Origin of the sequence: Streptomyces sp. NPDC048659 (assembly GCF_040650575.1) — a bacterium.
GTDB lineage: Bacteria > Actinomycetota > Actinomycetes > Streptomycetales > Streptomycetaceae > Streptomyces.
The window spans coordinates 14115-37105 of sequence record NZ_JBEZHM010000016.1 but is presented as its reverse complement, the minus strand read 5'-3'; the positions used below and the strand labels follow the sequence as shown (position 1 = coordinate 37105).

The 22991-nt window shown below is 73.6% G+C and carries 21 protein-coding genes; 15 read left to right on the top strand and 6 right to left on the bottom strand.

Translation table 11 applies throughout. From position 1 onward, the window contains the following. Positions 1-40: 40 nt before the first annotated feature. Positions 41-2461 carry a Tex family protein gene (locus AB0C99_RS14905; protein WP_362474710.1) on the bottom strand — a complete coding sequence of 807 codons (2421 nt, stop codon included), beginning with the start codon at positions 2459-2461 and terminating at the stop codon, positions 41-43. 120 nt (positions 2462-2581) lie between these two features. Then, entirely contained in the window at positions 2582-3445 is an 864-nt protein-coding gene (locus AB0C99_RS14900; RefSeq protein WP_362474707.1) for a hypothetical protein, read from the bottom strand. 107 nt (positions 3446-3552) lie between these two features. On the opposite strand from AB0C99_RS14900, the gene AB0C99_RS14895 reads away from it, so the two are divergent. Both AB0C99_RS14895 and AB0C99_RS14890 read left to right on the top strand, forming a co-directional pair. Next, positions 3553-4524: a GlxA family transcriptional regulator gene (locus AB0C99_RS14895; protein ID WP_362474704.1), complete on the top strand. Its 972-nt coding sequence runs from the start codon at positions 3553-3555 to the stop codon at positions 4522-4524. An 89-nt stretch (positions 4525-4613) separates the two neighbouring features. Beyond that, complete coding sequence (locus AB0C99_RS14890) at positions 4614-5234, top strand: DJ-1/PfpI family protein (RefSeq protein ID WP_362474701.1); 621 nt, start codon at positions 4614-4616, stop codon at positions 5232-5234. 13 nt (positions 5235-5247) lie between these two features. Here AB0C99_RS14890 and AB0C99_RS14885 read toward each other — a convergent pair whose 3' ends face one another. Beyond that, a complete protein-coding gene (locus tag AB0C99_RS14885) occupies positions 5248-5991 on the bottom strand; it encodes an enoyl-CoA hydratase-related protein (protein ID WP_362474698.1) in 744 nt (247 codons plus the stop codon). Between the two features lie 220 nt (positions 5992-6211). On the opposite strand from AB0C99_RS14885, the gene AB0C99_RS14880 reads away from it, so the two are divergent. After that, on the top strand, positions 6212-6751 hold the full coding sequence (locus AB0C99_RS14880) for an ATP-binding protein (RefSeq protein WP_362474998.1): 540 nt from the start codon (positions 6212-6214) through the stop codon (positions 6749-6751). On the opposite strand, the gene idi is transcribed toward AB0C99_RS14880, so the two are convergent. The 3 genes from idi to AB0C99_RS14865 all read right to left on the bottom strand — a co-directional run bounded on the left by idi (position 6717) and on the right by AB0C99_RS14865 (position 9897). After that, complete coding sequence (gene idi / locus AB0C99_RS14875) at positions 6717-7325, bottom strand: isopentenyl-diphosphate Delta-isomerase (protein WP_362474695.1); 609 nt, start codon at positions 7323-7325, stop codon at positions 6717-6719. The two genes, AB0C99_RS14880 and idi, sit on opposite strands and share 35 nt — an antisense overlap. 143 nt (positions 7326-7468) lie before the next feature. After that, on the bottom strand, positions 7469-8683 hold the full coding sequence (locus tag AB0C99_RS14870; protein ID WP_362474995.1) for a bifunctional class I SAM-dependent methyltransferase/N-acetyltransferase: 1215 nt from the start codon (positions 8681-8683) through the stop codon (positions 7469-7471). A gap of 272 nt (positions 8684-8955) precedes the next feature. Further along, positions 8956-9897, bottom strand: a complete 942-nt coding sequence (locus tag AB0C99_RS14865; protein ID WP_362474693.1) for a cation diffusion facilitator family transporter — start codon at positions 9895-9897, stop codon at positions 8956-8958. 419 nt (positions 9898-10316) lie between these two features. On the opposite strand from AB0C99_RS14865, the gene AB0C99_RS14860 reads away from it, so the two are divergent. The 12 genes from AB0C99_RS14860 to AB0C99_RS14805 all read left to right on the top strand — a co-directional run bounded on the left by AB0C99_RS14860 (position 10317) and on the right by AB0C99_RS14805 (position 22939). After that, complete coding sequence (locus AB0C99_RS14860) at positions 10317-12158, top strand: DUF5941 domain-containing protein (protein WP_362474992.1); 1842 nt, start codon at positions 10317-10319, stop codon at positions 12156-12158. After that, complete coding sequence (locus AB0C99_RS14855) at positions 12155-12904, top strand: phosphocholine cytidylyltransferase family protein (protein WP_362474690.1); 750 nt, start codon at positions 12155-12157, stop codon at positions 12902-12904. The genes AB0C99_RS14860 and AB0C99_RS14855 overlap by 4 nt, the downstream gene beginning before the upstream one ends. Further along, positions 12892-13953 (top strand): iron-containing alcohol dehydrogenase family protein, encoded by a 1062-nt coding sequence (locus tag AB0C99_RS14850; RefSeq protein WP_046910924.1) that lies wholly within the window; start codon positions 12892-12894, stop codon positions 13951-13953. Before AB0C99_RS14855 ends, AB0C99_RS14850 begins: the two co-directional genes overlap by 13 nt. Continuing rightward, positions 13931-14710 (top strand): CDP-alcohol phosphatidyltransferase family protein, encoded by a 780-nt coding sequence (locus tag AB0C99_RS14845; protein ID WP_362474687.1) that lies wholly within the window; start codon positions 13931-13933, stop codon positions 14708-14710. Before AB0C99_RS14850 ends, AB0C99_RS14845 begins: the two co-directional genes overlap by 23 nt. Positions 14711-14721: 11 nt before the next feature. Beyond that, a complete protein-coding gene (locus AB0C99_RS14840; protein WP_362474684.1) occupies positions 14722-15606 on the top strand; it encodes a glycosyltransferase in 885 nt (294 codons plus the stop codon). A gap of 48 nt (positions 15607-15654) precedes the next feature. Beyond that, positions 15655-16584, top strand: a complete 930-nt coding sequence (locus tag AB0C99_RS14835) for an ABC transporter permease (protein ID WP_362474681.1) — start codon at positions 15655-15657, stop codon at positions 16582-16584. Next, positions 16577-17365, top strand: a complete 789-nt coding sequence (locus AB0C99_RS14830) for an ABC transporter ATP-binding protein (RefSeq protein WP_362474678.1) — start codon at positions 16577-16579, stop codon at positions 17363-17365. Before AB0C99_RS14835 ends, AB0C99_RS14830 begins: the two co-directional genes overlap by 8 nt. Positions 17366-17495: 130 nt before the next feature. Continuing rightward, on the top strand, positions 17496-18152 hold the full coding sequence (locus AB0C99_RS14825; RefSeq protein ID WP_362474675.1) for a TetR/AcrR family transcriptional regulator: 657 nt from the start codon (positions 17496-17498) through the stop codon (positions 18150-18152). Between the two features lie 312 nt (positions 18153-18464). After that, positions 18465-19385: a squalene synthase HpnC gene (gene hpnC, locus AB0C99_RS14820; protein WP_362474672.1), complete on the top strand. Its 921-nt coding sequence runs from the start codon at positions 18465-18467 to the stop codon at positions 19383-19385. Beyond that, on the top strand, positions 19382-20335 hold the full coding sequence (hpnD, locus tag AB0C99_RS14815) for a presqualene diphosphate synthase HpnD (RefSeq protein ID WP_362474669.1): 954 nt from the start codon (positions 19382-19384) through the stop codon (positions 20333-20335). Before hpnC ends, hpnD begins: the two co-directional genes overlap by 4 nt. Positions 20336-20417: 82 nt before the next feature. Beyond that, positions 20418-21842, top strand: a complete 1425-nt coding sequence (gene hpnE / locus AB0C99_RS14810; protein WP_362474666.1) for a hydroxysqualene dehydroxylase HpnE — start codon at positions 20418-20420, stop codon at positions 21840-21842. Then, on the top strand, positions 21839-22939 hold the full coding sequence (locus AB0C99_RS14805; protein ID WP_362474663.1) for a polyprenyl synthetase family protein: 1101 nt from the start codon (positions 21839-21841) through the stop codon (positions 22937-22939). Before hpnE ends, AB0C99_RS14805 begins: the two co-directional genes overlap by 4 nt. Positions 22940-22991 lie beyond the last annotated feature (52 nt).

Below are 22991 nucleotides of genomic sequence, written 5' to 3'. Positions count from 1 at the left end.
CGGGGCCCGGCCGCCACGGCCGGGCCCCGTCGCGTTCACGTCAGCGCCCGCGCCGCTTCCCGCCGTCGCCCTCGCCCAGCAGCCCCGCCTTGCGCAGGGCGTCCGCCATCGCGCCGTTGGCCGGGGCCGGGGCAGCGGCCCCCTGGGGCTGGCCACGGCGCTGCTGCGGGGGCCGCCCGCCGCGTTCGCCGCCGCGCTCGCCCCGGGCACCGGCACCCCGGCCGCCCCGGTCGCCGCCGCGCTCCCGCTTCGGGCCGCCCGGCGCGGACTCGGCCGTCGCCTCGTCGTCCAGCCGGAGGGTCAGCGAGATCCGCTTGCGCGGGATGTCCACGTCGAGGACCTTCACCCGCACCACGTCACCCGGCTTCACCACGTCCCGGGGATCCTTGACGAAGTTCTTCGACATGGCGGAGACGTGCACCAGACCGTCCTGGTGGACGCCGACGTCGACGAAGGCGCCGAAGGCGGCCACGTTGGTGACCACCCCCTCCAGGACCATGCCCGACGCGAGGTCGCCGATCTTCTCGACGCCGTCCTTGAACGTGGCCGTACGGAACGCCGGACGCGGGTCGCGGCCCGGCTTCTCCAGCTCCCGCAGGATGTCGTTCACCGTGGGCAGACCGAAGGTCTCGTCCACGAACGCGTCGGCCCGCAGCGAGCGCAGCACCCCCGTGTTGCCGATCAGCGCGCCGACCTCGCCGCCCGTCGTCTTCACCATCCGGCGCACCACCGGATACGCCTCCGGGTGCACCGAGGAGGCGTCCAGCGGGTCGTCGCCGCCCCGGATGCGCAGGAAGCCCGCGCACTGCTCGTACGCCTTCGGGCCGAGCCGCGCCACGTCCTTCAGCGCGCGCCGGGAGCGGAACGGGCCGTTCGTGTCGCGGTGCGCCACGATGTTCTCGGCGAGGCCCGCGCTGATGCCGGAGACCCGCGAGAGCAGCGGCGCGGAGGCCGTGTTGACGTCGACGCCGACGCCGTTCACACAGTCCTCGACGACCGCGTCCAGGGAGCGCGAGAGCTTCACCTCGGACAGGTCGTGCTGGTACTGCCCGACGCCGATCGACTTCGGGTCGATCTTCACCAGCTCGGCCAGCGGGTCCTGGAGCCGCCGTGCGATCGACACCGCGCCGCGCAGCGACACGTCCAGCTCCGGGAGCTCCTGCGAGGCGAACGCGGACGCCGAGTACACCGAGGCGCCCGCCTCCGACACCATCACCTTGGTGAGGGACAGCTCCGGGTGCCTCGCGATGAGGTCGGCCGCCAGCCGGTCCGTCTCGCGGGAGGCGGTGCCGTTGCCGATGGCGACCAGCTCGACCGCGTGCTCCTTCGCGAGCCGGGCCAGCTTCGCCAGCGACTCGTCCCAGCGGTTCGCCGGGACGTGCGGGTAGACCGTGTCGGTGGCGACGACCTTGCCGGTCCCGTCGATGACGGCCACCTTCACGCCGGTGCGGAAACCGGGGTCGAGGCCCAGCGTCGCACGGGTCCCGGCGGGGGCGGCCAGCAGCAGGTCGCGCAGGTTCGCCGCGAAGACCCGGACCGCCTCGTCCTCGGCGGCGGTGCGCAGCCGCAGCCGCAGGTCGATGCCGAGGTGGACCAGGATGCGGGTCCGCCAGGCCCAGCGGACCGTGTCCAGCAGCCACTTGTCGCCGGGCCGGCCCCGGTCGGCCACGCCGAAGCGGTGGGCGACGATCGGCTCGTACGAGGAGGTGGCGGATCCGGTGGGCGCCTCGGCGGGCCGCTCCGGCTCCAGCTCCAGGCTGAGCACGTCCTCCTTCTCGCCGCGCAGCATGGCGAGGATCCGGTGCGAGGGCAGCGCGGTGAACGGCTCCGCGAAGTCGAAGTAGTCGGCGAACTTCGCGCCCGCCTCCTCGTTCCCCTCGCGGACCTTGGCGACCAGCCGGCCCCGGCCCCACATCCGCTCGCGCAGCTCGCCGATCAGGTCGGCGTCCTCGGAGAAGCGCTCGGTGAGGATCGCCCGCGCGCCCTCCAGGGCCGCCGCCGGGTCGGCGACGCCCTTGTCCGCGTCCACGAACGCGGCGGCCGCCGCGAGCGGGTCCACCGACGGGTCGCCGAGCAGCCCCTCGGCGAGCGGCGCGAGACCGGCCTCGCGGGCGATCTGCGCCTTGGTCCGCCGCTTCGGCTTGTACGGCAGGTAGATGTCCTCCAGCCGCGCCTTGGTGTCGGCGGCCAGGATCCGCGCCTCCAGCTCCGGGGTGAGCTTGCCCTGCTCCCGTACGGAGTCGAGGACGGAGCTCCGCCGGTCCTCCAGCTCGCGCAGATACCTCAGCCGCTCCTCCAGCGTGCGCAGCTGAGTGTCGTCGAGCAGCTCGGTCGCCTCCTTGCGGTAGCGCGCGATGAACGGCACGGTCGAACCGCCGTCCAGCAGTTCGACGGCCGCCTTCACCTGTCGCTCGCGTACGCCGAGCTCGTCGGCGATCCTTGCCTCGATGGACGTCGTCACGATGTCCGACCCGCCTTCTCGTGCCTCTGGGTTGCGCCATGCATTCTGCCCGGTCACCCGCCCGCCCGCGCCAACCGACCCGCCCCGAGGCCCACCCCGGGGCCCGTCACGCGCCGCCCGTCACGCCTTGCCGGTCAGGTCGGCCGGGAAGGCGCCCGCGCCCACGGCCGTGACCAGGAGCCCCTTGGCGAGCTCGGCGAGCCGGGCCGTCCCCTCCGCGCCCAGCCGCTCGTACGGGGCCGCGTCCAGCCGGTCCGTCTCGTCCTCCAGCGCCTCGCGCAGGGCCGTCCCGGCGGCGGTGAGTTCGCCGTCGGCGTCCAGCAGCCCGCGCCCGCGCAGCCGCTCCACCGCCGCCTCCCAGTCCGTGCGCCGCCAGCCGCGGGTGGAGAGGAGCCAGCGCGGGCTCATGCCCCGGCCGGTCGCGGTGTGGCTGACGAGCGCCTCCACCGGGTCGAGCCCGGCCGTCAGCAGGGCCGCCAGGTGCCCGTCGCCGCGGTGCTCGCGCAGCAGCGTCGCCGCGTGCCACAGGCGCAGGTGCGGGGCCTCGGGGACCGGCAGGTCGGCGTTGCCGGAGTAGAGCGGGCGGGCGTGCCGGGCGCAGCCCTCGGCGGCGCGCAGCGCGAGGCCGGCCGCCTCGGCCAGCTCGGGGGAGGCGAGCGCCTCGGCGCCGAGCAGCCGGTTCAGGGTGGTGTCGACGACCCGCAGCCGGGCTTCGAGCACGGCGGCGGGGGAGGCGGTCTCCCACACGGCGGGCAGGTGCCGGGCGAGCAGCTCGTGGCGGTAGTTGTAGAAGGCCGCGGCGACGGTCCCGGCCCCTACCGCGCCCAGCGGGGCGCTGCGCGCGGCCAGCCGCATCGCGTTCGGGTCCTCGATGCCGAGTCCCTCGAACTCGGTGTCCAGGTCGGGGGAGAAGAACAGCGTCGCGTGCAGCAGGTTCATCGAGTGGGCGCAACGTCGGCCCGCGCGGGGCGGCAGGTTCGTCATGCCGCGCACCTTACCTACCAGTCGGTACGGAGGGAACGGCGGACCGTGGCAGGAAAGGTGGGGTATCCGTCATTGCGGACGCCCCCGGCCCCGCGAAGGATGGGGCCATGCCGCAGCGATCCGTGCTCGTCGTGCTCTTCGACGGCGTGCAGAGCCTCGACGTCACCGGCCCGGTGGAGGTGTTCTCCGGGGCGGGCCGCGCCACGGGCACCCCGCCCGCCTACACCGTCCGCACCGCCTCCCTCGACGGGCGCCCGGTCCGCACCGACAGCGGGCTTCGGCTGCTCCCCGACACGACGCTCGCCGGGGCGGTCGCCGACGGGCTCCCGCACACCCTGCTCGTCCCGGGCGGCGCGGGCACCCGGCGGACCGAACCCGCCCTGGTCGACTGGCTCCGCGCGCACGGCGGGCGGACCGAGCGGCTGGTCTCCGTCTGCACCGGCGCGCTGCCGCTGGCCGAGGCGGGGCTGCTCGACGGACACCGGGTCACCACCCACTGGATGGCCTGCGCGCAGCTCGCCCGCAGCTTCCCCGCCGTCGAGGTGGACCCGGACCCGATCTTCGTACGGGACGGCCGGATCGCCACCTCGGCCGGGGTGACGGCGGGCATCGACCTCGCGCTCGCCCTCGTCGAGGAGGACCTGGGCCGCGACACCGCCCTGACCGTCGCCCGCCATCTGGTCGTCTTCCTGCGCAGGCCCGGCAACCAGGCCCAGTTCAGCGCCCAGCTCGCCGCCCAGACCGCCCGCCGGGAGCCGCTGCGCGAGCTCCAGCACTGGATCAGCGAGCACCCGGACACCGACCTGTCGGTCGAGGCGCTCGCCGCCCGCGCCCGGCTGTCGCCCCGTCACTTCGCCCGCGCCTTCCGGGCCGAGACCGGCACGACCCCCGGGCGGTACGTGGACCGGGTCCGCCTCGAACACGCCCGGCGGCTCCTGGAGGACACCGACGGCGGCGTCGAGGAGGTCTCCCGCTCGGCCGGCTACGGCACGCCCGAGGCCATGCGCCGCGCGTTCCTGAAGGCCCTGGGCACCGCCCCGGCGGAGTACCGCCGCCGCTTCCACGCCCCGGTCGGCTGACCCGCACGGCCACCGGCACCGGCACCCGTCCCCGTACCCGTACTCCTCTCCGTATCCGTAGCGAATCCGCGTCCCCGAAAGGACATCGCATGCAGATCGCCGTCGTCCTCTACGACCGCTTCACGACCCTCGACGCCATCGGACCCTACGAACTGCTCGGACGCCTGCCCGGAGCCGAGACCGTCTTCGTGGCCAAGGAGGCCGGGCCGGTCCGGAACGACCAGGGCAATCTCGCGCTCGTCGCCGACAAGGCGCTCGCAGAGGTGCCGCGCCCCGACATCGTCCTGGTGCCGGGCGGGCCCGGCTCCCGGGAGGCCATGACCGACCCGGAGATCCTGGCCTGGCTGCGGGCCGCCGACGAGACCAGCACGTGGACCACCTCGGTGTGCACCGGCTCCCTGGTGCTCGCCGGGGCCGGGCTGCTCGAAGGCCGCCGGGCCACCAGCCACTGGCTCGCCCTCGACGACCTGCCGCCGCTCGGCGCCGAGCCCACCGGCGAGCGGGTGGTCTTCGACGGCAAGTACGTCACCGCCGCCGGGGTGTCCTCCGGCATCGACATGGCGCTGCACCTGCTCGGCCGGATCGCCGGCGACGAGACCGCCCAGTCCATCCAGCTCCTCACCGAGTACGACCCGCAGCCGCCGTACGACGCGGGCTCCCCGGAGAAGGCCCCGGCCGCGCTCGTGGCCCGCTGGCGCGGCGAGGTCTGAGGCCCGGGGCCGGTCAGAGCCCGTACGTGAAGCGGGGCGCGCGGCGCTCCAGGAAGGCGGCGACGCCCTCGGCGGTGTCGCCGCTGCCGCGCGCCTGCTCCGCCCAGTGGGCGTCCCGGCCGGTCCGGCCGTCCGCGAACTCCTTCGCCGCCGCCTGGGTGAGCAGCGAGCGCGAGACGAGCGTTCGGGTGAACTCGGCCACCCGCTTGTCCAGTCCGCCCGCCGGGTGGACCTCGTCGACGAGCCCGGTCCGCAGCGCCCGCTCGGTGTCGATGAACTCGCCGGAGAAGAGCAGGTGCTTGGCGGCCGAGGGCCCGACGAGGGAGGCGAGCCGCCGGGTGGAGGAGGCCGGGTAGACGATGCCGAGCTTCGCCGGGGTCACCCCGAAGCGGGCGCCCTCCTCGGCGAAGCGCAGGTCGCAGGCGGCGGCGAGCTGGCTGCCGCCGCCCACGCAGAAGCCGCGGACCGCGGCCAGGGTCGGCTTGGGGAAGGCGGCGAGCGCCTCCTCGGCCCGCACCGCGAGGTCCTGCTGGGCGTCGCCCGGCGCGCCGAGCGCGGCGATGTCGGCCCCGGCGCAGAAGGTGTCGCCCGCGCCGGTCAGCACCAGCGCGCGGACACCCGGGTCGGCGGCGAGCGGGGCGAGCAGCCCCGGCAGGGCCCGCCACATCGCGGCGGTCATGGCGTTGCGCTTGGCCGGGTTCGCGATGACGACGGTGGCGACCTGCTCGGCGACGGTGACGGTCAGCTGGGGCTCCATGCGCCGGATGCTATCCGGGCGGGAGTATCGTCACACCGGCGCGCCCTCCGAAGGTGTCAGTGGCGCGTCAAGAGCGGTCCAACAACTGACGTTGGCATACTCACCCGATCAGAAGCTGGTCGATAAGTGTCGACTTCTGGTCAGTAGGCCGGTGGGCCCCTACGGATTATCAAGACTCGACCCCGTGGCGACAATCGAGCACGAGGGCGGGAGCCGGATGATGGAGAGCCGCGGGAGCGTCCCCGCCCGGCCACCGTCCTGCGAAGGGGTCTGGCGCTTCACCGCTCCCGCGGTCGACGTGTCCGTACCGCAGGCCCGGCACGCGGTCCGCGATCTGCTGGCCCGTCAGGCCGTACCGGTCCACGAGGACACCCTCCAGGGGCTGCTCCTCATCGTTTCCGAGCTGGTCACCAACGCGGTCAAGCACGCGGCGCTGCTCTCCCCGGAGATAGCGGTGGAGGTGGCGATCGGGGCGGAGTGGGTCCGGGTGTCCGTCGAGGACAACCACCCCTACCGCCCCAAGGCGCTGGAGGCCGACTGGGGCCAGACCGGCGGGCGCGGGCTGCTGCTGGTGCGCGAGATCGCCCTGGAGTCGGGCGGCGCCTGCGACGTGGAGCACACCGCGAGCGGCGGCAAGATCATCTGGGCCGCGCTGCCGCTCGGCCCGCTCGTGCCCGGCGGGGCGCCGGGACCCGCTCAGGGGGTCCCGGGCGCCCTCCCGGGACTCACCAGCCCCCGGCCGGACCCGTCAGCTCCCTGATCGCCGGACGCGCCGCGTCGAGCACCGTCATGAACCAGGCGGAGAACGGCGCGGACGCGTGGCGCTCGGCCAGCTCGGCCGCGGTCACGAAGGCGGTCTCGCCGACCTCCTCCGGATCCGGCGTCGGCCCGGACTGCACCAGCCCGACGAAGAGGTGGTTGAACTCCTGCTCCACCAGGCCCGAGGCCGGGTCCGGGTGGTTGTAGCGGACGGTGCCCGCCTCCGCGAGCAGCGAGGGCGAGACGCCGAGCTCCTCGAAGGTGCGGCGGGCCGCCGCCGCGAACGGCGCCTCGCCCGGGTAGGGGTGCCCGCAGCAGGTGTTCGACCAGACGCCGGGGGAGTGGTACTTGCCCAGCGCGCGCTGCTGGAGCAGCAGCCGGCCCGACTCGTCGAAGAGGAACACCGAGAACGCCCGGTGCAGCTGCCCGGGGGCCTGGTGGGCGGCGAGCTTCTCCGCCGTACCGATCGTGACGCCGTCCTCGTCGACCAGTTCGAGCATGATCGCCGCGTCGGCCGCGGGCGGCTGGACGCCGTTCGAGGCGCTGTGGTCCACGGTGGCTGATGTGGTCGGCATACCCATCCTTCGCTTCGGTCCTCGCCCTCGCGGGGGCGCCCTCAGTCTGCCGTACAAAAGCGGCTTGTCCGTACTTCGACGGCCTGACATGACCGCCCCCACCCCACCGGACGCGCTCCGGTGGGGCGGGAGTGGCCGATGGGTCAGACGCCGAAAGCCGCCGGATAGGTGATCATGCCCCTGGTCAGAGCCCCGGAACCGTCCAGATCCAGCGCCATCATGGCCTCGTCGGGAACCTCGAAGGTCGGCCGAATTCCGTATTCGGACGCACGTGCGAACCCGAACCGCGGGTAGTACTCCGGATGGCCCAGCACCAGCACGAGCCGCTCCCCGCTCAGCCGCGCCGCGTCGAGCACGGCCCGGGTGACGGCCTGCCCGGCGCCCGTGCGCTGGTAGGCGGGTGCCACCGAGACCGGCGCCAGGGCCGCCGCCGGAGCGCCGTCCACATGGCAGCGGGTGATCAGCGCGTACGCGGCCACGGTGCCGTCCGGCGCCTCGGCCACCACGCTCAGGCCCGGCAGCCACGCCGCCGGGTCCTCGCGCAGCGCGTCGACCAGGGCGGCCTCGTCGGGGGTGTCGAAGGCCGCCGCGTTGATCTCCCGTACGAGGGGGATGTCGGCCGCGGTCTCCGGCCGGGTCCGCCAGCGCGGGTCCGCGGGCCGCAGCACGAAGCCGGCGTAGCCGTACCCCGCGCCGTGCTCGCGGCGCAGCGCGATCTCGGCGCGTGCCCCGGCCACCGCCTCGGCCATGCCGGGCACCGAGAGGTCGGCCGCCTCGGCGCGCGCGGCCAGCGGACCGTAGTACGCGTCCCAGTCCTCCTCCGGCTGGAGGAAGGTGGCCAGGACGTGGTAGCCGGCCCCGACGGCCGCCGCCGCGTTCGCGGTGACGGTGCGGAGCGGGTAGCTCCCGTCCCAGAAGGCGCGGGCGGCCTCGCCCGGCTCGTCGGTGGTCCAGACGCACTCGGTCAGCACCAGGGTGCCGCCGGGCGCGAGGAGCCGGCGCCACTCGGCGAGCGCCCGGTCGAAGCCGAGCACCCAGGCCGAGCTCTCGGCCCAGACGAGGTCGAAGGAGCCGTCGGGCAGCTCCTGGAGCGCGCCCATGTCGGCGCGCAGGGTGTGGATACGGGAGTCGAGACCGCGGGCGGCGGCCGTCTCGCGCAGCTCGGCAAGGAACGGCTCGTGCAGGTCGACGGCGGTCACCTCGGCACCCGCCTCCTCGGTGAGCAGCAGCGCGGCGCGGCCGGGGCCGCAGCCCAGGTCGAGCACGCGCGGACGCTCGGGGAGAGGACCGGCCAGGGAGAGCAGCCGACGGGTGGTGGTGTCGGAACCCGGACCCTGCCGCTCCAGCCCGTGGTGCAGGGCGAAGAAGGCGGCGGTGAGCTCGGCGTTCTCGCCGTGCTCGGCGGTCGCGGAGTTCTCGGTGGTGGTGGTGATGTCGTTGTCGGACAACGTGGGAAACCCTTGTGTGAGTGGGTTCCGGCCGACGGTGAGGTCAGGTCAGCCGGAGACCCGGAGGCTGAGGGACGACCGGGCGCTGCCGCTGCGGGCAGCCTCCATCGCGACGGTCATCAACCTCAGCTCCTTCCACACTCACGTTCGTACCGTTCCAGGCTAACAGCCCCGCGGGCCCCTCACAGGCAGAGCTTGGCCTCGTGCTCGGCGTGCCCGGCCGGCTCCAGCTGGAAGGTGCAGTGCTCCACGTCGAAGTGGGAGCCCAGGCAGCCCTGGAGGTCGTGCAGCATCTTCTCGTGGCCGATCGCGTCCAGCGTGTCCTGGCTCACCACCACGTGCGCCGAGAGCACCGGCATCCCCGAGGTGATCGTCCAGGCGTGCAGGTCGTGCACGTCCTCGACACCGGGCAGGGCCAGGATGTGCGCCCGCACCTCCGCCATGTCCACGCCCTTGGGGGCGGCCTCCAGGAGCACGTCGAGCGTCTCCCGCAGCAGCTTGACGGTGCGCGGCACGATCATCAGGCCGATCACGATCGAGGCGATCGGGTCCGCGTAGGACCAGCCGGTGGCCAGGATGATGCCCGCCGCGACCAGCACCGTCACCGAGCCGAGCGCGTCGGCCAGCACCTCCAGATAGGCGCCCCGGACGTTCAGGCTGTCCTTCTGGCCGCGCATCAGCAGCGACAGCGAGATGATGTTGGCGACCAGGCCGATCAGCGCGAAGACGATGGTCAGCCCGCCCTTGGTCGCGGCCGGCTCCATGAAGCGCTGGATCGCCTCGTACAGCACGTAGCCGCCGACGCCGAGCAGCAGCAGACAGTTGGCGAGCGCGGCCAGGATCTCGGCGCGGGCGAAGCCGTAGGTGCGGTTGACCGACGGCGGCCGGTTGGCGAAGTGGATCGCGAGCAGCGCCATCCCGAGGCCGAGCGCGTCCGTGGCCATGTGGGCCGCGTCGGCGATCAGGGCCAGCGAGTCCGACAGGATGCCGCCGATGATCTCGACCACCATCACGGAGAGCGTGATGCCGAGCGCGATCCGCAGCCGGTTCCTGTAGGCCGAGGCCGCGGTGCCCGTGGGCGCCGGTCCCCCGTGGCTGTGGCCGTGGTCGTGTCCAGCCCCCATGACAAGGCCCTCCTGGTCTGTCGTGCAACAGCGTCGGTCAGGTGCTCCGTTTCGCAAGTGAACTACGGGTGGGGGGTATGTGCAACACGGTACTGAACACCGTTGTCATATGCTCTGACCTGCGGTTATACGGATCGGTCGGCAGGCGTCGCGAAACGCGCGGAGACCCCCGTCCGGACGCGGTTTGTGGGCCGGGCGGCGGATCGCCCATGATGATCTCCGCAGGACGCGGCGCACCCGCGGTGACGCGGGTGGGCCCGGGGGAGTCCGCACCGCGAAACCTCGGTGAACTCGCGCTTCCGTTCATCCGATAGCCTCAGCCGACGTGCCGCGCCCGGGTGCCGGGCCGCGCCGCCGCGCCCGAGGCCGTGCCCTGGGCCCCGCCGGCCCGTCCGTCAGCTCCAAGGAGTGAGTCCGTCCTGTCGACCGCCATCCTCACCGGACCGCCGGTACCCGGATCGTCGCTCGACGCCGATCTGCGGTCCCTCGGCTTCCACGTCGAGGTCGCCTCCGGTCCGCACGAGGCGAGCGGCCTGCTGGCCGCCGTACCCGCCGGACAGCGCGTCGCCCTCGTGGACCCCCGCTTCGTCGGCCACCGGCACGCCCTCCGGCTCGCCCTCACCGACCCCCGCTTCCCGGCCGCCGCCGCGCCCGGCGCGCTCACCGCGCGGCCCGAGGCCCGCCCGGCGCTCGCCCGCGCGCTGACCGCCGCCGACAGCGGCGCCCCGGTCCCGGCCCCGGCCGAACCGGCCGGCGGCACCGCGCGCGCGGTCGTCGACAACCTCCCCGACACCCTCGCCGCCGCGCTCGACGCCGACGGCGTCGCCGTGCACCGGCCGCAGCTCGGCACCCTCGTGGCCGCCGTGCCCGCCGACCCCGGCGCCCGCCACGAGGCGCGCGCCGCCGTCGAGGCCGTCGACGAGGAGGCCGTCCGGCTGCGCAACGCCGTGAAGGCCCACGACGGCTTCTTCACCACCTTCTTCATCAGCCCCTACTCCCGCTACATCGCCCGCTGGTGCGCGCGCCGCGGCCTGACCCCCAACCAGGTCACCACCGCCTCGCTGCTCACCGCGCTGATCGCGGCCGGCTGCGCCGCCACCGGCGAGCGCGGCGGCTACGTCGCGGCCGGGGTGCTGCTGCTCGTCTCCTTCGTCCTGGACTGCACCGACGGGCAGCTCGCCCGCTACGCGCTGAAGTACTCGACGATGGGCGCCTGGCTCGACGCGACCTTCGACCGTGCCAAGGAGTACGCCTTCTACGCGGGCCTCGCCCTCGGCGCGGCCCGTAACGGCGACGACGTCTGGGCGCTCGCGCTCGGCGCGATGGTCCTGATGACCTGCCGGCACGTCGTGGACTTCTCCTTCAACGAGGCCAACGCCGAGAGCGCCGGCGCCGCGGCCAAGACCAGCCTCGCCCTCTCCAGCAAGCTGGACGGCGTCGGCTGGACGGTCTGGGCCCGGCGCATGATCATCCTGCCGATCGGCGAGCGCTGGGCGATGATCGCGGTCCTCACCGCCGTCACCACCCCCCGGATCGTCTTCTGGGCCCTGATCGTCGGCTGCGCCTTCGGCGCCTGCTACACCACCGCCGGCCGGCTGCTGCGCTCGCTGAGCCGCAAGGCGCCCCGCTCCGACAGCGCCGCCCGGGCGCTGGCGGACCTCGCGGACTCCGGCCCGCTGGCCCGGATCGCGGCCGGGCTCGCCCGCCGCACCGGGCTGACGGCGATGCCCGCGCTCGTCCTCGCGTTCGTCGGCACCGGCGTGCTGCTCGCCGCGGTCCTCGGCCGCCCCTTCGGCGACCGGGGCACCGTCGTCGCCGCCGTGCTGTACGCCGTGTTCGCCGGCGCGGCCGTCGCCCGTCCCCTCAAGGGCCCCCTCGACTGGCTCGTCCCCCCGCTCTTCCGCGCCGCCGAGTACACCACCGTCCTCGTGCTGGCCGCCAAGGCCGACTCCGCCCAGGCGCTTCCCGCCGCATTCGGGCTGGTCGCGGCGGTCGCCTACCATCACTACGACACGGTGTACCGCATCCGCGGCGGCACCGGCGCGCCGCCCGAGTGGCTGGTGCGCACCGTCGGCGGCCACGAGGGACGCACGCTCGTGGTGACCGTGCTCGCCGCCCTGCTGGCGAGCCGCGGCAACGACTTCACCTCGGCGCTCACCGCACTCGCGGTCGCCGTCGGCCTCGTGGTCCTCGTGGAGTCCGTCCGCTTCTGGGTCTCCTCCGGAGCACCCGCCGTACACGACGAAGGAGAGACAGCATGATTGGCCTCGTACTGGCAGCCGGTGCCGGACGGCGTCTGCGCCCCTACACCGACACCCTTCCGAAGGCCCTCGTGCCCGTGGACCGCGAGGGCGACGGTTCGCTGACCGTCCTCGACCTCACGCTGAAGAACTTCGCCGAGGTCGGCCTCACCGAGGTCGCGATCGTCGTCGGCTACCGCAAGGAGGCCGTGTACGCGCGCAAGGAGGCCCTGGAGGCGAAGTACGGCGTCTCGATCACGCTGATCGACAACGACAAGGCCGAGGAGTGGAACAACGCCTACTCCCTGTGGTGCGCCCGTGACGTCCTGAAGCAGGGCGTCATCCTCGCCAACGGCGACACCGTGCACCCGGTCTCGGTCGAGAAGACGCTGCTCGCCGCCCGCGGCCAGGGCCAGAAGATCATCCTCGCCCTCGACACGGTGAAGAACCTCGCCGACGAGGAGATGAAGGTCGTCACCGCCGAGGGCCAGGGCGTCCGGAAGATCACGAAGCTGATGGACCCGGCCGACGCGACCGGCGAGTACATCGGCGTGACCCTCATCGAGGCCGAGGCCGCCGAGGAGCTCGCCGACGCGCTGAAGACCACCTTCGAGCGCGACCCCGACCTCTACTACGAGGACGGCTACCAGGAGCTCGTGAACCGCGGCTTCACCGTCGACGTGGCGCCGATCGGCGACGTGAAGTGGGTGGAGATCGACAACCACGACGACCTGGCGAAGGGCCGTGACATCGCGTGCCAGTACTGACCCGGCTCATCCCGTCGCCGGTCGTCGTCGACATCCGCGGCGGAGCGCTGGACGACCTGTCCGCGCTCCTCGCGGACCAGCGGATCTCCAGCAACGGCCGGATCGCCGTCGCCATCAGCGGCGGCTCCGGCCTGAAGCTGCGTGACCGCTTCGCCCCCGAGCTCCCGGACGCCGACTGGTACCCGGTCGCGGGCGGCACCATCGACGAGGCCGTCAAGCTCGCCGACGCCATGCGCGGCAAGCGGTACGACGCGGTCGTGGCCCTCGGTGGCGGCAAGATCATCGACGTGACGAAGTACGCGGCGGCCCGGGTGGGCCTGCCGCTCGTCGCGATCGCCACCAACCTCTCGCACGACGGGATCTGCTCGCCGATCTCGACCCTGGACAACGACAACGGCCGGGGCTCCTACGGCGTGCCGACCCCGATCGCGCTGGTCATCGACCTCGACGTGATCCGGGACGCCCCGGCCCGCTTCGTGCGCTCCGGCATCGGCGACGCGATCTCCAACCTCTCCGCCATCGCCGACTGGGAGCTCTCCCACCGCGAGACCGGCGAGAAGGTGGACGGCCTGGCCGCCGCCATGGCCCGCAGCGCCGGCGAGGCGGTCCTCCGGCACCCCGGCGGCGTCGGCGACGACGACTTCCTGGTCACCCTCTCCGAGGGCCTGGTGATGTCCGGCATCGCCATGTCGATCAGCGGGGACAGCCGCCCCTCCTCGGGCGCCTGCCACGAGATCAGCCACGCCTTCGACCTGCTCTACCCGGCCCGCGCCGCGAGCCACGGCGAGCAGTGCGGCCTCGGCGCGGCCTTCGCGATGCACCTGCGCGGCGCCGCCGAGGAGTCCGCGCAGATGGTCGCCACCCTGCGGCGGCACGGCCTGCCCGTGCTCCCGGAGGAGATGGGCTTCAGCGTGGACGAGTTCGTCCGCGCCGTGGAGTTCGCCCCGCAGACCCGGCCCGGCCGGTTCACCATCCTCGAACACCTCGACCTGTCCACAGACCAGATCAGGGACGCGTACGCCGACTATGCAAAAGCCATCGGTAGCTGAGCTCCGCCCGGTCGTCCACCCCCCGGGCGTCAAGGACCGGCGGAGCGGCGAACACTGGGGCGGCCGCCTCTACATGCGGGAGATCTCGCTGCGGATCACCCGCCAGCTGGCGAACACCCGCGTCACGCCGAACCAGCTGACGTACCTGATGACCCTGGCCGGCGTGCTGGCCGCCCCCGCCCTGCTGATCCCCGGCATCCCCGGGGCGCTGCTCGGCGTGCTCATGGTCCAGCTCTACCTGCTGCTCGACTGCGTCGACGGCGAGCTGGCCCGCTGGAAGAAGCAGTACTCGCTGGCCGGCGTCTACCTGGACCGGGTCGGCGCCTACCTGTGCGACGCGGCCGTCCTGGTCGGCTTCGGCCTGCGCGCCGCCGACCTGTGGGGCAGCGGCCGGATCGACTGGCTGTGGGCCTTCCTCGGCACCCTCGCCGCGCTCGGCGCCATCCTGATCAAGGCCGAGACCGACCTGGTCGGCGTCGCCCGGCACCAGGGCGGACTCCCGCCGGTCAAGGAGGCGGCCTCCGAGCCGCGCTCCTCCGGCATGGCGCTGGCCCGCCGGGCCGCCGGGGCGCTCAAGTTCCACCGCCTGATCCTCGGCATCGAGGCGTCGCTGCTGATCCTGGTCCTCGCGGTCGTCGACCAGCTCCGCGGCGACCTGTTCTTCTCGCGGCTCGGCGTCGCCGTCCTGGCCGGCATCGCGCTGCTCCAGACCCTGCTGCACCTGGTGTCGATCCTGGCCTCCAGCAGGCTGAAGTGAGGGCCGCGACCGTGACCGGGCCGATGCGGCTGGGCGCCGTCGTCATCACGATGGGCAACCGGCCGGACGACCTGCGCGCCCTGCTCGACTCGGTCGCCCGGCAGGACGGCCCGCCGGTCGAGGTCGTGGTCGTCGGCCAGGGCGTCGAGATCACCGACGTACCCGAGGGCGTCCGCACGGTCACGCTGCCGGAGAACGTCGGCATCCCGGCCGGGCGCAACGTCGGCATCGAGGCGTTCGGCCCCGGCGGCACCGACGTCGACGCGCTGCTCTTCCTCGACGACGACGGCCTGCTCGCCGAAACCGACACCGCGGAGCTGGTCCGGCAGGCGTTCACGGCCGACCCGAAGCTGGGCATCATCAGCTTCCGGATCGCCGATCCCGACACCGGGCTCACCCAGCGCCGGCACGTGCCGCGGCTGCGCGCCTCGGACCCGATGCGCTCCTCGCGGGTCACCACCTTCCTCGGCGGCGCCAACGCGGTGCGGACCAAGGTCTTCGCGGAGGTGGGCGGTCTCCCGGACGCGTTCTTCTACGCGCACGAGGAGACGGATCTGGCCTGGCGGGCGCTCGACGCCGACTGGATGATCGACTACCGTTCCGACATGGTGCTGCTGCACCCCACCACCCCGCCGTCCCGGCACGCGACGTACCACTTCAACGTGGCCCGCAACCGAGTGTGGCTGGCACGTCGCAATCTGCCCGCACCTCTGGTGCCGGTGTATCTCGGCGTCTGGCTGCTCCTCACCCTGGCACGGCGACCCTCCCTGCCCGCCCTCAAAGCCTGGCTCGGCGGGTTCCGGGAGGGCTGGACCGCTTCCTGCGGCCCCCGGCACCCCATGCGGTGGCGTACGGTGTGGCGGCTGACCCGACTGGGTCGCCCGCCCGTGGTCTGACATCGTGGTACCCGACGTGCCGCGCATCCTGAACACGAAAGTCGACTTGTGAGTGACACATCCCGGGACGGTGGGGTCGTGACGAGCGCCCGGCCGTCCGCAGACGACGGCCTGAGCCCGGCCGCGCTGGCCGCCAAGCACGGCCTCACGGTCAGCGGCGCCCGGCCGGGTCTCGCGGCCTACGTCCGCCAGCTCTGGGGACGCCGCCACTTCATCCTGGCCTTCTCCCAGGCGAAGCTCACCGCGCAGTACAGCCAGGCGAAGCTGGGCCAGCTGTGGCAGGTGGTCACGCCCCTGCTCAACGCCATGGTCTACTTCCTGATCTTCGGCCTGATCCTGAACGCGGACCGCGGCATGACCCGGTCCGTGTACATCCCGTTCCTGGTGACGGGCGTGTTCGTGTTCACCTTCACCCAGAGCTCCGTGATGGCCGGCGTCCGCGCGATCTCCGGCAACCTCGGCCTGGTGCGGGCGCTGCACTTCCCGCGGGCCTCGCTGCCGATCTCCTTCTGTCTCCAGCAGCTCCAGCAGCTGCTGTTCTCGATGGTCGTGCTGGTCGTCATCGCGATCGCCTTCGGCAGCTACCCGTCGGCGTCCTGGCTGCTGCTGGTCCCCGCGCTGGTGCTCCAGTTCGTCTTCAACGCCGGTCTCGCCATGATCGTGGCGCGGATGGGCGCGAAGACCCCGGACCTGGCGCAGCTCATGCCGTTCATCATGCGGACCTGGATGTACGCGTCCGGCGTGATGTTCTCGATCCCCGTGATGCTGGAGTCCAAGCCGGCGTGGCTGGCCGACCTGCTCCAGTACAACCCGGCCGCCCTCCACATGGACCTGGTCCGGTTCGCGCTCATCGACGGCTACGGTGGATCCAACCTTCCGCCGCACGTCTGGTTCGTGACCCTCGCCTGGTCCCTGGTGATCGGCATCGGGGGCTTCGTCTACTTCTGGAAGGCCGAGGAGAGGTACGGCCGTGGCTGACCACGACACCGAGGGCCGGGTGCCCACCGTCATCGCCGACGACGTCCACATCGTCTACCGCGTCAACGGCGGGGGCGGCGGCAAGGGCAGCGCCACCGCGGCGCTCAGCCGCATCATCAAGCGCAAGAAGGGCGACGCCGAGCGCGGAGTGCGCAAGGTGCACGCGGTGCGGGGCGTCTCCTTCACCGCGTACCGGGGCGAGGCCATCGGCCTCATCGGCACCAACGGCTCCGGCAAGTCCACGCTGCTGCGGGCCATCGCGGGCCTGCTGCCCACCGAGAGCGGCAAGGTCTACACCGATGGCCAGCCCTCGCTGCTCGGTGTGAACGCGGCGCTGATGAGCGACCTGACCGGGGAGCGCAACGTGATCCTCGGCGGCCTCGCCATGGGCATGAGCCGCGAGGAGGTGAAGAGCCGATATCAGGACATCGTCGACTTCTCGGGGATCAACGAGAAGGGCGACTTCATCTCGCTCCCGATGCGGACCTACTCCTCCGGCATGGGCGCCCGGCTCCGCTTCGCCATCGCAGCCGCCAAGAAGCACGACGTCCTCATGATCGACGAGGCGCTGGCCACCGGCGACCGCAAGTTCCAGATCCGCTCCGAGGCGCGCATCCGTGAGCTGCGCAAGGAGGCCGGCACGGTCTTCCTGGTCAGCCACAGCAACAAGTCGATCAGGGACACCTGCGACCGCGTGCTCTGGCTGGAGAAGGGCGAGCTGCTCATGGACGGCCCGACCGACGAGGTCATCGCCGCCTACGAGAAGGAGACCGGCAAGTAGCCGGCACCCCCTCCACGGCACCTCACGGCCGCCGTGTACCGGTATGACCGGTACGCGGCGGCTGACGCTTTTTGCGCGTGGCGGGACCGCCCGGAATGTTCATGCGGTCAACATCGGGCAGGATGGGCACATGCCAGCGATCTCGGGAGGCAAGACCTACCACCACGGCGACCTGCGCAACGCCCTGATCTGCGCCGCCGTCGACCTCGCCACCGAAGGAGGCCCCGAGGCGGTCGTGCTGCGCGAGGCGGCCCGCCGGGTCGGCGTCTCGCCCACCGCCGCCTACCGGCACTTCGACGGGCGCGGCGAGCTCCTCGCGGCGGTCCGCGACCACGCCCGCCGCGTCCTCGCCGACTCCATGGAGCGGACCGCCGCCCGGGCCCCCGGGGCCGACGATCCGGGGCTCGCCGCCGAATCCCGGCTCGCCGCCCTCTGCCGCGGCTACGTGGCCTTCGCCGTCGACCAGCCCGGCCTCTACCGGTCGGCCTTCAGCACCCCCCGTACCGCCTCCGTCGCGGGCCCCGGACACGACGGGCCCGAGGCCGGGGGCGACGCTCCCCAGGTGCGGGCCTTCACCCTGCTCGCCGACGCCCTCGACGCCCTCGCGGCGACCGCCCGGCCGCCCCGGCGCCCCCGCCCGGCCGCCGAGGCCGCCGCGTGGTCCGCCGTGCACGGACTGTCACTCCTGCTGCTCGACGGCCCGCTGCGCCGGCTGCCGGCCCAGCGCCGGGCCGACGTCGTCGAGTCCACCCTCGCCATGGTGGTCTCCGGGACGCGCGCCCCGTGACGGTCAAGAATCCGTCAACTACCGCCCCGTACGGGAAGGTTGGCGGAGCGCGCCGTGTTGTGGCGGGGCGCGCGGCCCCCGCGCGCGGTCCGGAGTCCCTTACGACGTAAGCTGTGGTGGTCTGTTTCGCGGCAAGTGGGGTGATCCCCCTCGGCGCCCCGACCGCCGGGCGGTGAGCCACGGGCAGAGGTCGGCGGCGTGTCCGAAATAGGATGGATTGGATCCGCAGTGTAGAACGGGAGATATGACGGCCATGACGCAGAATCTCCAGCTCCACGAGGGTGTCGCCGTCCCCGCGTCGGGCAGCGGCCGGTGACGGGAACCCGGCAGGTGCACCCCGACACCGCCTCGCGCACGACGCTCGGCAAGGCCGCGGACGAGAACTTCCCCGTGGCCCCCTTCTTCCTGCCCCGGGACTGGCGCGACGACCTCATGCGCGTCTACGGCTTCGCCCGGCTCGTCGACGACATCGGCGACGGCGACCTCGCCCCCGGCGGCGCCGACGCCCGGCACCTCGGCGTGGACCCCGGCCGGGCCGACGACCGGCTCGCGATGCTCGACGCCTTCGAGACCGACCTGCTGCGCGTGTTCGACCCCGCCGACGGCGGGCCGCACCACCCGCTGCTGCGAGCCCTCGTGCCCGCCGTCGAACGCCGCGGCCTGCCCCCCGAGCCGTTCCTCGGCCTGGTCGCCGCCAACCGGCAGGACCAGGTGGTCCGTCGCTACGAGACCTACGACGAGCTTCTCGCCTACTGCGAGCTCTCCGCCAACCCCGTCGGCCGGCTCGTGCTCGCCCTCACCGGCACCGCGACCCCCGAACGACTGCGCCGCTCCGACGAGATCTGCACCGCGCTGCAGATCGTCGAACACCTCCAGGACGTCGCCGAGGACCTGGCGCGCGACCGGATCTACCTGCCCGCCGAGGACATGAAGCGCTTCCACGTCACCGAGGACGACCTGGCCCGGCCCACCGCCGGCGCCTCCGTCCGCGCCCTCATCGCCTTCGAGGCCGACCGGGCCCGCGCTCTCCTCGACGCGGGCGCCCCGCTCGTCGGCAGCGTCCGGGGACGGCTGCGGGTCCTCCTCGCCGGCTTCACGGCCGGGGGGTACGCGGCGCTCGACGCCATCGCCGCCGCCGGCTTCGACGTCCTGCCCGGGCCGCCCAAGGCCGCCAGACCGAGTCTGATGCGCCGGGCGGGCGCCCTCCTGCTCACGGCGCGGAGAGAGGGGTGAGCCGGACCGTGGAGGCACAGCCGCAGCCGACCGCACCGGTACAGGCCGCGTACAGCTACTGCGAGGCCGTGACCGGGCAGCAGGCCCGCAACTTCGCGTACGGGATCCGACTCCTGCCGCTGGACAAGCGGCAGGCCATGTCGGCGCTCTACGCCTTCTCGCGCCGCGTCGACGACATCGGCGACGGGCCGCTCGCGCCCGAGGAGAAGGACCGCCGTCTGGAGGCCACCCGGGCGCTGCTCGACCGGGTCCGGGCCGGCGAGGTCGAGGACGACGACACCGACCCGGTGGCCGTCGCCCTCGCCGACGCCGCCCGCCGCTTCCCCATCCCGCTCGGCGGGCTCGACGAGCTCATCGACGGCGTCCTCATGGACGTGCGCGGCGAGACCTATGAGACCTGGGACGACCTCAAGGTCTACTGCCGCTGCGTCGCCGGGGCCATCGGACGCCTCTCGCTCGGCGTCTTCGGCACCCAGCCCGGCGCGTACGGCGCCGACCGGGCCGGCGAGTACGCCGACACCCTCGGCCTCGCCCTCCAGCTCACCAACATCCTCCGGGACGTCCGCGAGGACGCCGGCAACGGGCGCACCTACCTGCCCGCCGACGACCTCGCCAAGTTCGGCTGCTCCGAGGGCTTCGGCACCGACACCCCGCCCGCCGGCGCCGACTTCGACGGCCTCGTCCACTACGAAGTGCGGCGCGCCCGCGCGCTGTTCGCCGAGGGCTACCGGCTGCTGCCCATGCTGGACCGGCGCAGCGGCGCCTGCGTCGCCGCGATGGCCGGCATCTACCGCAGGCTGCTCGACCGCATCGAGCGCGACCCCTCGGCGGTGCTGCGCGGCCGGGTCTCGCTGCCCGGCCGGGAGAAGGCGTACGTCGCCGTGCGCGGCCTCTCCGGACTCGACACCCGGCACATCTCGCGCCGCACCGGCGTCCGGCGGCCCGCGTGAGGCCCGCCGCACCGGCCGTCCGGACAACCGGCGCCGCCCGGACCGCGTCCCTGACCATGACGTCCGCAGGGGAGGCCGCCGCATGACCGCCGACGAACACCGCGCCACGGCCGGGGGCACCGCCCTCGGCGGCGGCTCCCGGCCGCACGCCGTCGTGGTCGGCGGCGGGCTGGCCGGTGTCACCACCGCCCTCCAGCTCGCCGACTCCGGCGTCCGGGTCACCCTCCTCGAAGGCCGCCCCCGGCTCGGCGGGCTCGCCTTCTCCTTCCGGCGCGGCGAGCTCACCGTCGACAACGGGCAGCACGTCTACCTGCGCTGCTGCACCGCCTACCGGTGGTTCCTCGACCGGGTCGAGGGCGCCCGCCTCGCGCCCGTACAGCCCCGGCTCGACGTCCCCGTGCTCGACGTCGGGCACCCCTCGGGACCCCGCCTCGGACGGCTGCGGCGCGCCAACCTGCCGGTGCCCCTGCACCTCGCCGCCAGCCTCGCCACCTACCCGCACCTCTCGCTCGCCGAGCGCGCGAGCGTCGGGCGCGCCGCGCTCGCCCTGAAGAAGCTCGACCCCGCCGACCCCGCCCTCGACGGCATCGACTTCGCCACCTGGCTCGGCCGCCACGGGCAGTCCCCGCGCACCGTCGAGGCGCTGTGGGACCTCGTCGGCGTCGCCACCCTCAACGCCACCGCCCCGCACGCCTCCATGGGGCTCGCCGCGATGGTCTTCAAGACCGGACTGCTCTCCGAGCCCGGCGCCGCCGACATCGGCTGGGCGCACGTCCCGCTCGGCGAACTCCACGACACCCTCGCCCGCAAGGCCCTCGACGCCGCCGGGGTGCGCACCGAGACGCGCGCCAAGGCCGAGCGGATCGAGCGCGCCGAGGACGGCCGCTGGCGGGTCCACACCGCCGGGGAGCTCCTGGAGGCCGACGCCGTCGTCCTCGCCGTACCCCAGCGCGAGACCCGCGAACTGCTGCCCGACGGGGCCCTGGACGACCCCGACCGGCTGCTCGACATCGGCACCGCGCCCATCCTCAACCTGCACGTCGTCTACGACCGCAAGGTGCTGCGTCGGCCCTTCTTCGCCGCGCTCGGCTCCCCGGTCCAGTGGGTCTTCGACCGCACCGGATCCTCCGGGCTGACCGGCGGCGGCCAGTACCTCGCCGTCTCCCAGTCCGCCGCCCAGGACGACATCGACGAGCCCGTCGCCGTGCTGCGCGAGCGCTACCTGCCGGAGCTGGAGCGGCTGCTGCCCGCCGCCCGCGGCGCCGGGATCCGCGACTTCTTCGTCACCCGGGAGCGGACGGCGACCTTCGCCCCGACTCCCGGCGTCGGGCGGCTGCGCCCCGGCGCCCGCACCCACGCCCCGGGCCTGTACCTGGCCGGCGCCTGGACCGCCACCGGCTGGCCCGCGACCATGGAGGGTGCGGTCCGCAGCGGCTTCAGCGCCGCGGGCGCCGCGCTCTCCGCCCTCGGCCGCCGCTACGACCATCCGCTGCAGGAGGCGGCATGAGTGTGAGTACCGGAACTAGAGGAGAAACCGTGCCGACTGTGCCCCCGGGGAATCCGGCGGTCGACACCGCGGACGTCGCCGCGCTGCTGGAGCGTGGCCGCGCCCTGTCCACGCCCGTCATGCGGGCGGCCGTCGACCGCCTCGCGCCGCCCATGGACACCGTGGCCGCCTACCACTTCGGCTGGATCGACGCCCACGGCAACCCCGCCGACGGCGACAGCGGCAAGGCCGTCCGGCCCGCCCTGGCCCTGATCTCCGCCGAAGCCGCGGGCGCCGCCCCCGAGGTCGGCATCCCCGGCGCGGTCGCCGTGGAGCTCGTACACAACTTCTCGCTCCTCCACGACGACCTCATGGACGGCGACGAGCAGCGCAGGCACCGCGACACGGTGTGGAAGGTGCACGGCCCCGCCCAGGCGATCCTGGTCGGCGACGCCCTCTTCGCCCTCGCCAACGAACTGCTCCTCGAACTCGGCACCGTCGAGGCCGGCCGGGCCACCCGGCGGCTGACCACGGCCACCCGCAAGCTCATCGACGGGCAGGCCCAGGACATCTCCTACGAGCACCGCGAGCGGGTCACCGTCGAGGAGTGCCTGGAGATGGAGGGCAACAAGACCGGCGCCCTGCTCGCCTGCGCCGTCTCCATCGGCGCCGTGCTCGGCGGCGCCGACGACCGGACCGCCGACAAGCTGGAGGAGTACGGCTACCACCTCGGCCTCGCCTTCCAGGCCGTCGACGACCTGCTCGGCATCTGGGGCGACCCGGAGTCCACCGGCAAGCAGACCTGGTCCGACCTGCGCCAGCGCAAGAAGTCCCTGCCGGTCGTCGCCGCCCTCGCGGCCGGCGGCCCGGCCTCCGAGCGGCTCGGCGAACTGCTCGCCGCCGACGCCAAGAGCAGCGACTTCGACAGCTTCTCCGAGGAGGAGTTCGCCACCCGCGCCGCCCTCATCGAGGAGGCCGGCGGCCGCGAGTGGACCGCCCAGGAGGCCCGCCGCCAGCACGCGGTCGCCATCGCGGCCCTGCACGAGGTGGACCTGCCGGCCCATGTCGTCGCCCAGCTCACGGCGCTGGCCGATTTCGTCGTCGTGCGGAAGAGATGATCACCATCACCCTGATATGAGTGCGCAGTCGCCGGCCGGTGCCTCCCGGCAC

Bases quoted from the DNA above. Each gene is read 5' to 3' on its own strand.
- AB0C99_RS14900 (WP_362474707.1), bottom strand. From the start codon at position 3,445: ATGACGAACCTGCCGCCCCGCGCGGGCCGACGTTGCGCCCACTCGATG.
- AB0C99_RS14895 (WP_362474704.1), top strand. From the start codon at position 3,553: ATGCCGCAGCGATCCGTGCTCGTCGTGCTCTTCGACGGCGTGCAGAGC.
- AB0C99_RS14890 (WP_362474701.1), top strand. From the start codon at position 4,614: ATGCAGATCGCCGTCGTCCTCTACGACCGCTTCACGACCCTCGACGCC.
- AB0C99_RS14885 (WP_362474698.1), bottom strand. From the start codon at position 5,991: ATGGAGCCCCAGCTGACCGTCACCGTCGCCGAGCAGGTCGCCACCGTC.
- AB0C99_RS14880 (WP_362474998.1), top strand. From the start codon at position 6,212: ATGGAGAGCCGCGGGAGCGTCCCCGCCCGGCCACCGTCCTGCGAAGGG.
- idi (WP_362474695.1), bottom strand. From the start codon at position 7,325: ATGCCGACCACATCAGCCACCGTGGACCACAGCGCCTCGAACGGCGTC.
- AB0C99_RS14865 (WP_362474693.1), bottom strand. From the start codon at position 9,897: ATGGGGGCTGGACACGACCACGGCCACAGCCACGGGGGACCGGCGCCC.
- AB0C99_RS14855 (WP_362474690.1), top strand. From the start codon at position 12,155: ATGATTGGCCTCGTACTGGCAGCCGGTGCCGGACGGCGTCTGCGCCCC.
- AB0C99_RS14845 (WP_362474687.1), top strand. From the start codon at position 13,931: ATGCAAAAGCCATCGGTAGCTGAGCTCCGCCCGGTCGTCCACCCCCCG.
- AB0C99_RS14825 (WP_362474675.1), top strand. From the start codon at position 17,496: ATGCCAGCGATCTCGGGAGGCAAGACCTACCACCACGGCGACCTGCGC.
- hpnE (WP_362474666.1), top strand. From the start codon at position 20,418: ATGACCGCCGACGAACACCGCGCCACGGCCGGGGGCACCGCCCTCGGC.
- AB0C99_RS14805 (WP_362474663.1), top strand. From the start codon at position 21,839: ATGAGTGTGAGTACCGGAACTAGAGGAGAAACCGTGCCGACTGTGCCC.